Source organism: Pseudomonas sp. NPDC087598 (assembly GCF_044743525.1).
GTDB lineage: Bacteria > Pseudomonadota > Gammaproteobacteria > Pseudomonadales > Pseudomonadaceae > Aquipseudomonas.
In genome coordinates, this window is sequence record NZ_JBIUWQ010000110.1 from 1,283 (window position 1) to 4,464 (window position 3,182).

Consider the following 3,182-nt stretch of genomic DNA (forward strand, 5'->3'; position numbering starts at 1 on the left):
CCGCCGGTGGGGGGGGGGGGGGGGGGGGGGGGGGTGGGGGGGGGGGGGGGGGGGGGGCCCGCCGCCCCCCCCCCCCCCCCCCCCCCCCCCCCCCCCCCCCCCCCCGGGCGCGCCCCCGCGCCCCCCCCCCCCCGCCCAGGCCTCGATGTTGATCTACTCGCTGCTGCACCTGACCGGTTACGACCTGTCGATCGACGACCTCAAGCAGTTCCGTCAACTGCACAGCCGTACCCCGGGCCACCCGGAATTCGGTTACACCCCGGGCGTTGAAACCACCACCGGCCCACTGGGTCAGGGCCTGGCCAACGCCGTCGGCTTCGCGCTGGCAGAAAAAGTCCTGGGCGCGCAGTTCAACCGTCCTGGCCACAATATCGTCGACCACCACACCTACGTGTTCCTGGGTGATGGCTGCATGATGGAAGGCATTTCCCACGAAGTCGCTTCTCTGGCCGGTACTCTGGGTCTGGGCAAGCTGATCGCCTTCTACGATGACAACGGCATCTCCATCGACGGCGAAGTCGAAGGCTGGTTCACCGATGACACGCCGGAGCGTTTCGAAGCCTACAACTGGCAGGTCATCCGCAACGTCGATGGCCACGATCCTGAAGAGATCAAGACCGCCATCGAAACCGCGCGCAAGAGCCCGCTGCCGACCCTGATCTGCTGCAAGACCACCATCGGTTTCGGTTCGCCCAACAAGCAAGGCAAAGAAGACTGCCACGGCGCCCCGTTGGGTGACGCGGAAATCGCTCTGACCCGCAAGGCACTGAACTGGAATTACGGCCCGTTCGAAATCCCGACCGACATCTATGCCGAGTGGGATGCCAAAGAAGCTGGCCGTGCTGTTGAAGCCGAGTGGGATCAGCGTTTCGCTGCCTACTCCGCTGCGTTCCCGACCGAAGCCAATGAACTGGTGCGTCGCTTGAGCGGTGAGCTGCCAGCTGACTTCTCCGAAAAAGCCTCGGCTTACATCGCTGAAGTCGCGGCCAAAGGCGAAACCATCGCCAGCCGTAAAGCCAGCCAGAACACCCTGAACGCATTCGGCCCGCTGTTGCCGGAACTGCTTGGTGGCTCCGCTGACCTCGCCGGTTCCAACCTGACCCTGTGGAAAGGTTGCAAAGGCGTCAGCGCTGAAGATGCCAGCGGCAACTACATGTACTACGGCGTGCGCGAATTCGGCATGACCGCGATCATGAACGGCGTGACCCTGCACGGCGGTCTGGTGCCTTACGGCGCGACCTTCCTGATGTTCATGGAATACGCGCGCAACGCCGTACGTATGTCCGCGCTGATGAAGAAGCAGGTGATCCACGTCTACACCCACGACTCCATCGGTCTGGGCGAAGACGGCCCGACGCACCAGCCGATCGAGCAACTGACCAGCCTGCGTACCACACCGAACCTCGACACCTGGCGTCCAGCCGATGCCGTTGAATCGGCTGTTGCCTGGAAAAACGCTCTGGAGCGCAAGGACGGCCCATCGGCGCTGATCTTCTCGCGTCAGAACCTGCAGCACCAGACCCGCGACGCCGGCCAGATTGCCGACATCAGCCGCGGTGGCTACGTGCTGAAGGACTGCGCAGGCGAGCCTGAGCTGATCCTGATCGCCACCGGTTCCGAAGTGGGTCTGGCTGTTCAGGCTTACGACAAACTGACCGAGCAGGGCCGCAAGGTGCGTGTGGTTTCCATGCCTTGCACCAGCGTGTTCGATGCTCAGGACGCAGGCTACAAGCAAGCCGTGCTGCCGTTGCAGGTTGGCGCGCGTATCGCCATCGAAGCGGCCCACGCCGACTTCTGGTTCAAGTATGTGGGTCTGGAAGGTCGCGTGATCGGCATGACCACTTACGGCGAATCGGCTCCGGCTTCGGCACTGTTCGAAGAGTTCGGCTTCACCCTGGAAAACATCCTGGGTCAGGCTGAAGAGCTGCTGGAAGACTAAGTCCGACAGTTGTGTTGTCCGGGCTGACACCTTCGCGAGCAGGCTCGCTCCCACATTGGAATGCATTTCCCTGTGGGAGCGAGCCTGCTCGCGAAAGCGTTGGTTCGGGCAACATCGCACTGCCTGATTCACCACGGTAATCGAGAACCCCATGCCTCAACCGCGTCCTTACAAAGTTGCACTCAACGGCTACGGCCGGATTGGTCGTTGCGTCTTGCGTGCGTTGTTTGAGCGAGGCGAAAAAGCCGGGTTTGAAATTGTCGCGATCAACGATCTGGCCGACATGGCCAGCATCGAATACCTGACACGCTTCGACTCCACCCACGGCCGCTTTCCCGGCGAAGTGAGGGTTGAAGGCGATGGTCTGCATATTAATGGCAACTGCGTGAAGGTCCTGCGCAGTGCCACCCCCGAAGGCATCGATTGGGCGTCGCTGGGCGTCGATCTGGTGCTCGAATGCTCTGGTGCCTATAACACCCGTGAAGATGGCCAGCGTTTCCTCGACGCCGGCGCGCCACGCGTGTTGTTCTCGCAGCCAATGGCCAGCGAGGCGGATGTCGACGCCACCATCGTTTACGGCGTCAATCAGGATTGCCTGACTGGCGACGAGTTGCTGGTGTCCAACGCCTCCTGCACGACTAATTGCGGTGTGCCGCTGTTGCGCTTGCTGGATAAGGCCATCGGCCTCGATTACGTGTCGATCACCACGATTCACTCGGCGATGAACGATCAGCCGGTAATCGACGCCTATCATCACGAAGACCTGCGCCGCACGCGTTCGGCGTTCCAGTCGGTGATCCCGGTGTCCACTGGTCTGGCGCGTGGCATCGAGCGTCTGCTGCCGGAACTTGCCGGGCGAATTCAGGCCAAAGCCGTACGCGTGCCGACGGTCAACGTGTCGTGCCTCGACATCACGATGCAGACCGCCACGGCGACCGACGCCAATGAGGTCAACCGGATCCTGCGTGAGGCCGCCACCAGCGGCCCGCTCAAAGGCCTGCTGGCTTACACCGAGTTGCCGCACGCCAGCTGCGATTTCAACCATGACCCACATTCGGCCATCGTCGATGCCAGTCAGACCCGTGTTTCCGGCCCCAAACTGGTGAACATCCTGGCCTGGTTCGACAACGAATGGGGTTTTGCCAACCGAATGCTGGACGTTGCAGAACACTATCTGCAAACAGCAACTTCAAAAAAACCGTAGGAAGTGCGACCCATGACCGTGTTGAAGATGTCCGACCTC

General features: G+C 62.0%; 1 protein-coding gene and 1 pseudogene. Both read left to right on the forward strand.

Features of this window, described 5'->3' with window-relative positions; translation table 11 throughout:
* Positions 1 to 142: 142 nt before the first annotated feature.
* Positions 143 to 1,939, forward strand: a pseudogene (gene tkt, locus ACIOWE_RS29370) (transketolase); the annotation flags it as partial.
* A gap of 151 nt (positions 1,940 to 2,090) precedes the next feature.
* Positions 2,091 to 3,143 carry an erythrose-4-phosphate dehydrogenase gene (epd, locus tag ACIOWE_RS29375; protein ID WP_401398437.1) on the forward strand — a complete coding sequence of 351 codons (1,053 nt, stop codon included), beginning with the start codon at positions 2,091 to 2,093 and terminating at the stop codon, positions 3,141 to 3,143.
* Positions 3,144 to 3,182 lie beyond the last annotated feature (39 nt).